General features: G+C 68.1%; 6 protein-coding genes. 4 read left to right on the plus strand and 2 right to left on the minus strand.

Going from position 1 to position 6,286, the window contains the following annotated elements:
• Positions 1-156 precede the first annotated feature (156 nt).
• The 4 genes from OEZ60_RS15430 to OEZ60_RS15445 are packed head-to-tail and all read left to right on the plus strand — an operon-like array spanning position 157 to position 5,700.
• Positions 157-2,247 (plus strand): hydantoinase/oxoprolinase family protein, encoded by a 2,091-nt coding sequence (locus tag OEZ60_RS15430; RefSeq protein WP_263338043.1) that lies wholly within the window; start codon positions 157-159, stop codon positions 2,245-2,247.
• 3 nt (positions 2,248-2,250) lie between these two features.
• The gene (locus OEZ60_RS15435; protein ID WP_263338045.1) at positions 2,251-3,900 is read left to right on the plus strand and encodes a hydantoinase B/oxoprolinase family protein; all 1,650 of its coding nucleotides are present in this window, start codon (positions 2,251-2,253) and stop codon (positions 3,898-3,900) included.
• On the plus strand, positions 3,897-4,973 hold the full coding sequence (locus tag OEZ60_RS15440; RefSeq protein ID WP_263338048.1) for a pyridoxal phosphate-dependent aminotransferase: 1,077 nt from the start codon (positions 3,897-3,899) through the stop codon (positions 4,971-4,973). The genes OEZ60_RS15435 and OEZ60_RS15440 overlap by 4 nt, the downstream gene beginning before the upstream one ends.
• Entirely contained in the window at positions 4,963-5,700 is a 738-nt protein-coding gene (locus OEZ60_RS15445) for a maleate cis-trans isomerase family protein (RefSeq protein WP_263338049.1), read from the plus strand. Before OEZ60_RS15440 ends, OEZ60_RS15445 begins: the two co-directional genes overlap by 11 nt.
• A gap of 20 nt (positions 5,701-5,720) precedes the next feature.
• Here OEZ60_RS15445 and OEZ60_RS15450 read toward each other — a convergent pair whose 3' ends face one another.
• Positions 5,721-6,053, minus strand: a complete 333-nt coding sequence (locus OEZ60_RS15450; protein WP_263338050.1) for a hypothetical protein — start codon at positions 6,051-6,053, stop codon at positions 5,721-5,723.
• 37 nt (positions 6,054-6,090) lie between these two features.
• The coding region (locus tag OEZ60_RS15455; RefSeq protein WP_263338051.1) for a trimethylamine methyltransferase family protein at positions 6,091-6,286 on the minus strand (196 nt) is incomplete at its 5' end.

Here is a 6,286-nt window from a genome sequence, read left to right on the forward strand (position 1 = left end):
CCGGTCCCAGCGGGGCCGGTCAATTCAGTAGAGGGGCGGATGACGCGTATTTTCGTCAAGGACATGATGAACCGCCGCGCGACCGGCTGCGATCTCGTCCCCTGTTGACGGAGTGTGGCCGCAACCTTTCCCGCTCCACATTCTGGCAAAGAGAACATGTCCATTCAATCGCCCCTGCGCCTTGCTGTCGACATCGGAGGCACCTTCACCGATACCGTCCTGATCGATGGGGCGGACCGCGTCATCGCCTCGACCAAGACGCTCACCACCCATGAAAATCCTGCCGACGGCGCGATGGAGGGTGTTCAACGTGCCTTGGCGAATGCCGGGCGCACGCTTTCAGAGATCACCGGGTTCATCCACGGCACCACGCTCGCCACCAACGCGCTGATCGAGAAGCGCGGCGCACGCGTGGTCACGGTCACCACCGAGGGGTTCCGTGACATCCTCGAAATCGCCTACGAGCGCCGCTACAGCCAGTATGACATCAATCTCGAAAAGACGGACCTGCTGGTCAGCCGCGACCGCTCGCTGACCATCCGCGAGCGCATGTCGGCGGCGGGCGAGGTGCTGATCCCGTTCGACGAGGCGGCGGTTGCCGGGCTCATCGCCCAGATCGACGCCACCGACGCCGGCGCGGTGGCGATCTGCCTGTTGCATGCCTATGCCAACCCCGCGCATGAACAGCGCCTGCGCGCACTCATCGCCGAGGCGAGGCCGCATCTCGCGGTCTCCATCTCCTCCGAGGTCAGCCCCGAGGCGCGCGAGTTCGACCGGCTCTGCACCACGGTCGCCAACGCCTATATCCAGCCCCTGATGGCGCGCTACCTCGCGGCGTTCGAGGCGCGCTTTGCCGCCGAGGGGCTCGGCTGCCCGATCCTGATGATGACCGCGGGTGGCGGCATGACTACCATTGCTACAGCGGCCCATTTCCCGATCCGGCTGGTCGAATCCGGTCCCGCAGGCGGTGCGATCCTCGCCGCGCGCATCGCTTCGGAATGCGGTCTGGACGAGGTCCTGTCCTTCGATATGGGCGGCACCACGGCAAAGCTCTGCCTCATCGACAACGGCGCGCCGCAGACCTCGCGCGCCTTCGAGATCGCGCGCGCCGCGCGCTTCATCAAGGGCTCGGGAATGCCGGTCCGCATCCCGGTGATCGAGATGATCGAGATCGGGGCGGGAGGCGGCTCGATCGCCGCCGTCGACCGGCTCGGCCGGCTGACCGTCGGCCCGCAGAGCGCGGGATCGGAGCCCGGCCCGGCCGCCTTCGGACGCGGCGGCACGAAGCCCACGGTCTCCGACGCCGATATCGTCCTTGGCTATATCCGGCCCGAGACCTTCGCCGAGGGCCAGTTCGCCATCGACCCCGAGGCGGCGACCCTGGCGATGCGGCGCGAGGTGGGCGACGCGCTCGGGCTCGACGCGCGTGCCGCAGCGGACGGCGTGAGCCGTATCGTGGACGAGAACATGGCCAGCGCCGGCCGCATGCACGCAGTGGAATCGGGCAAGGATCTCGGGCCTCGCACGATGATCGCCTTCGGCGGCAACGGCCCCTTGCATGCCTGCCGCGTGGCCCGCGCCGCCGGCGTCTCGCGCATCCTCATCCCGACCAACCCGAGCGTCGGCTCGGCGGTGGGCTTCCTCTTCGCCCCGGTTTCGTTCGAAATCGTGCGCTCGCGCTACTCGATGCTGCAGACGCTCGACTTTGCCGCGGTGAACCGGCTCTTCGCGTCCATGGTGTCGGAGGCGCTTGACGTGGTGCGCCAGGGCGCGGCCGAGGCCGAGGTCATCGTCAGCCGGACCGCCTTCATGCGCTATCACGGCCAGGGCCACGAGATCGAGATCGCGCTGCCCGACCGGGATCTCGAGCTCTCGGACATCGCACCGCTGACCAAGGCCTTTGAAACCGCCTATGCGCGCCAGTTCTCGCGACCCGTGCCGGGAATGGAGATCGAGATCCTCAACTGGTCGGTCCGCGTCGCCACCCGGGCCGACGCGATCCAGCCGGTCGCGACCACGCCTGCCGTGCGCGCGCTCGCAGCGCGCGAGACGCGCCCGGTGACCTGCGACATCACCGGCGCGCGCCGCGAGGCCGCCTTCGTGATGCGCGACGCGCTTGCCCCCGGCGACCGCCTCGCAGGCCCCGCGCTCATCGCCGAACCGCAGACCACGACCTTCGTCGGCACCGACTTCGACGCCGAGGTCGATGCACGCGGCAACCTCGTTCTAACCCGGAAGGGAGCCTGAGCCATGACCGATCTTTCTCCCGCCCGTCTCCAGGTGATGTGGAACCGGCTGCTCGCAGTCGTGGAGGAACAGGGCCAGACCCTGATCCGCGCCGCCTTCTCGCCGATCGTGCGCGAATGCGGCGACATCTCGGCCGGCATCTTCGACGTGAAGGGCCGGATGCTCGCCCAGGCCGTGACCGGTACGCCCGGCCACATCAACACGATGGCCGAGGCGGTCAAGACGCTGCGCGAGCGTTTCCCGATCCAGAACATGGCCCCCGGCGACGTCTACATGACCAACGATCCCTGGCTCGCCTCGGGGCATCTGAACGACTTCCTTCTCATGATGCCCGCCTTCAAGGACGGCCGCGTCGTGGGCTTCACCTCCTGCACCTCGCACCTCGTTGATCTCGGCGGGCTCGGCATGGGACCGGAGGGGTCCGACATCTATGACGAAGGGCTCCTGATCCCGCCCTGCAAGCTTGTGGACCGCGGCGAGGTCAACGCGCTCCTGATGGAGATCGTGAAGGCCAACTCGCGCGAGCCGATTGCCAACGAGGGCGACATCTACGCGCTCATTGCCTGCTGCGAGGCGGGCGCCAGGCGGCTCGTCGGCATGATGGAGGACTTCGGGCTCCACGACCTCAACGTGCTCGCCGAGCATATCATCGAGACCTCGCGCCGCGGCACGCTCGAGGCGATCGCCGAGGTTCCGGAAGGCGTCTACCGCAACATCCTGAAGGTCGACGGCTATGAAAAGGAACTGGAACTGCACGCGACGCTCACGGTGACGCGGGAGCGACTGCATCTCGACTTCACCGGCACGTCGGGCTGTTCGAAGAAGGGTATCAACGTGCCCCTCAACTACGCCACCGCCTATTCGGTCTTCGCCATGCGCTGCATCATCGGCTCCGACATCCCGAACAATGCCGGGTCTCTCGAACCCTTCGTCGTGACCGGGCCGGAGGGGTGCATTCTGAATGCCCAACATCCGGCGCCGGTGGCGATGCGCCACACGCTCGGCCAGATGACGCCGGATCTCGTGCTCGGCTGCCTCACCCAGGCGCTGCCGGACCGGGTGCCGGCCGAGGGCGCGTCCTGCATGTATGACCTGCCGATGCGTCACACGCCGGAAGTCGCGCGCAATGGCGGCCACCAGTTCGCGGTCGAGCTCGTCCATAACGGCGGCACCGGCGCGCGACCGCATGCTGACGGGCTTTCGGCCACCGCCTATCCGTCGGGCGTCTTCGGCTCGCAGGTCGAGATCACCGAGGCGGTCGCCCCGGTCACGATCTGGCGGCGTGAACTGTTGCCCGATTCCGGCGGCGCGGGCCGGTATCGCGGCGGTCTCGGCCAGCGGATCGAGATGACCTCGGCCGTCGACGAGCCGTTCCTCGTCTTCCTCTCGGTCGAGCGAGTGAAGAACGCCGCCAAGGGCCGCGCCGACGGCCTGGCCGGAGCGCCCGGCCGGATCCGGGTCTCAGGCCGCGCGGCCGATATCTCGGGCAAGTGCGAGCTGCGCGTGGAACCGGGCGAAAGGCTGATCTTCGACACGCCCGGCGGCGGCGGCTTCGGCAGCCCCGAAGCGCGCGACCCCGACCGTCTGGCACGCGACCTCGCCTCGGGCCTCGTCACCGCCGAAGGTGCTGCGGCCTATGGGGACAAGCGATGATCCGCGCCGTCCCCAACGTCGCCGCGATGGCGCCCTATGCGCTGGCCGATCTCGGGCCTGCGGGTTCGGTCTCGCTGGCCCAGAACGAAAGCGCCTTCGGACCCAGTCCGATGGCGCTGAAGGCGGGCGAGGCGGCGCTGGCGGGCGCCGCCCTCTATCCCGATCCAGACTGGAGCGAACTGCGCGCGGCGATTGCCGAGGTTCACGGGCTCGATGCCTCGCGCATTCTCTGCGGCGCCGGTTCGATGGAGCTGATCGGCTGCCTCATCCGCGCCTTCGCTGGCCCGGGCGACGAGGTGCTCGGCACCGATCACGGCTATCTCTTCGTCGCCACCGCCTGCCTGCAGGCCGGGGCCGGCTATGTGAAGGCAGCGGAACAAGACCTTACGGTCTCGGTCGATGCGCTGCTCGCGAAGATCACCTCGCGCACCCGGATAGCGTTTCTCTGCAATCCCGGCAATCCGACGGGCACCCGCATCCCCAATGCCGAGATCCTGCGGTTGCGGGAAGCCCTGCCGGCCGGTGTTCTCCTAGTCGTCGACCAGGCTTACGGTGAGTTCGACGATCAGGATCCGGCACCGGTCTTCGCGCTCGCCGGGCGCGACGACACGGTGGTGCTCAGGACTTTCTCCAAGGCCTATGCGCTGGCCGGGGCACGCGCCGGTTGGGGGCTTTTCCCCGAGGAAATCGGGCGCGAGGCGCGCAAGCTCCTCAATCCCAACAACGTCTCGGCCGTGAGCCAGGCGATGGCGGCGGCGGCGATGCGGGACGGGGCGCATATGCGAGAATTTGCCGCGAAGACGGCTGCGATCCGCAACGCCTTTGCCGAGCGCCTCGCCACGGCCGGATATCGGATCCCGCCAAGTCACACCAACTTCGTGCTGATCCCCTTCGCCGGCGCCGAGGCCGCAAGGGCGGCCGACGCGCGCCTGCGCGCAGCGGGGCTTCTGATGCGCGGCATGGGCGGCTACGGGCTCGGCCACTGCCTGCGCGCCACCGTCGTCGCGCCCGAACACATGGACCGCGCCGCCGAGATTCTCGCCGCTTTCAGGGAGGAAGGACATGACCGCTGATCTGCGCGCTCTCAAGATCGGGGTGCTGGTCCCCTACACCAACACCAATCTCGAACCCGACCTGATGCTGATGCGGCCCGAGGGCTGCTCGCTGCATTTCGAACGGCTCGGCGACTACGACATCGACGAGATTCCTGATTCCAGCCAGATGGCCCGACTCGGCGCCTCGGACCTGACCGAGACATTGCGGCTGATTTCCGGGGTGCGGCCGAAGGCGGTGCTCTATGGCTGCACCTCGGCAACGCTGACCCACGGCACCGGTTTCGACCGCGACCTCGCGGCGAAGATCAAGGCCGGATCGGGCGCGATCTCGCTCACCGCCGCAGGGTCCGTCGTAGCCGCGCTGAAGGCGCTCGGCGCGCGGAAGATCGGCTTCTCCTCGCCCTATGTCGGACAGATCAATGACGAGGCCGTCGCCTTCCTGGCCGATGAGGGGATCGAGACCGTGGCCCGCGCCGATATAGGTCGCAACCTGGGCAATTACGGCCAGGGAGAACTGACCCCGGACGAGGTCTTCGACCTCGCCCTGCGGGTCAACCAACCGGGCGTCGAGGCGATCGTGCTGTCCTGCACCGACATGCGTTCGGTCGAAGCCGTTGCGCGGATCGAGAAGGAAACCGGCAAGCCGGTCGTCACCTCCAACCAGGCGATGATCTTCGCTCTGTGCCGGGCGCTCGGTCTGCCGCGCCCGGACGGCGCGCCGGGGCGGCTTTTCGAGCGGCTCTGAGACGGACGCTCGGCGCCGCCTCAAGCGGCCGGCGTGTGGCTGCGCGTGATGTAAGCGTCGTCGCTGTAGCTCAGGCCAAGCGAGAAGAAACAGGGCTGCGCGAGTTCGGCGGTGATCGCCGAGTCCAGATCGGCGAGAAGTGCTGCGGTGAACGCCGCATCCCGGTGCGGCTTCCTGAGCAGCGAGACCGAAACCAGGCAATGCGTGTGCCGGTATCGCGCAGCCGGATAGGCGCGGCATTTGCATTCCCCCGAGTTCGGATCATGCCTCAGGATCGTGTCCTCGATCGTCCGGAACAGCTTCTCGGCGTCGAAGCCGAGGTCGGCGGAATGTTTGATTTCGGCATGTGGCACGGGCGGCTCCTGCGAACGGTGTCCAAGGCGGCGCGGCTCACGGCTCGTCGCTGCCGATCTCTTCTTTCCGGCGGGCGACATAGGCGTCAAGTGCCTCGCGGATGGCGGGGTCCAGTGCCGGTTCCTCGTAGTCGCGCAGCGCCTGCTGCCAGAGCCCGGTCGCGCGGGTCAGCGCGTCCTTCGCGCCGGCCGCCTCCCAGCCGCCGTAGTTGGTCCAATCCGACAGCATCGGC

Source organism: Albidovulum salinarum (genome assembly GCF_025673475.1).
GTDB lineage: Bacteria > Pseudomonadota > Alphaproteobacteria > Rhodobacterales > Rhodobacteraceae > Albidovulum > Albidovulum salinarum.

Coding starts and splice junctions, on each gene's coding strand:
- OEZ60_RS15430 (WP_263338043.1), top strand. CDS start 157: ATGTCCATTCAATCGCCCCTGCGCCTTGCTGTCGACATCGGAGGCACC.
- OEZ60_RS15435 (WP_263338045.1), top strand. CDS start 2,251: ATGACCGATCTTTCTCCCGCCCGTCTCCAGGTGATGTGGAACCGGCTG.
- OEZ60_RS15440 (WP_263338048.1), top strand. CDS start 3,897: ATGATCCGCGCCGTCCCCAACGTCGCCGCGATGGCGCCCTATGCGCTG.
- OEZ60_RS15445 (WP_263338049.1), top strand. CDS start 4,963: ATGACCGCTGATCTGCGCGCTCTCAAGATCGGGGTGCTGGTCCCCTAC.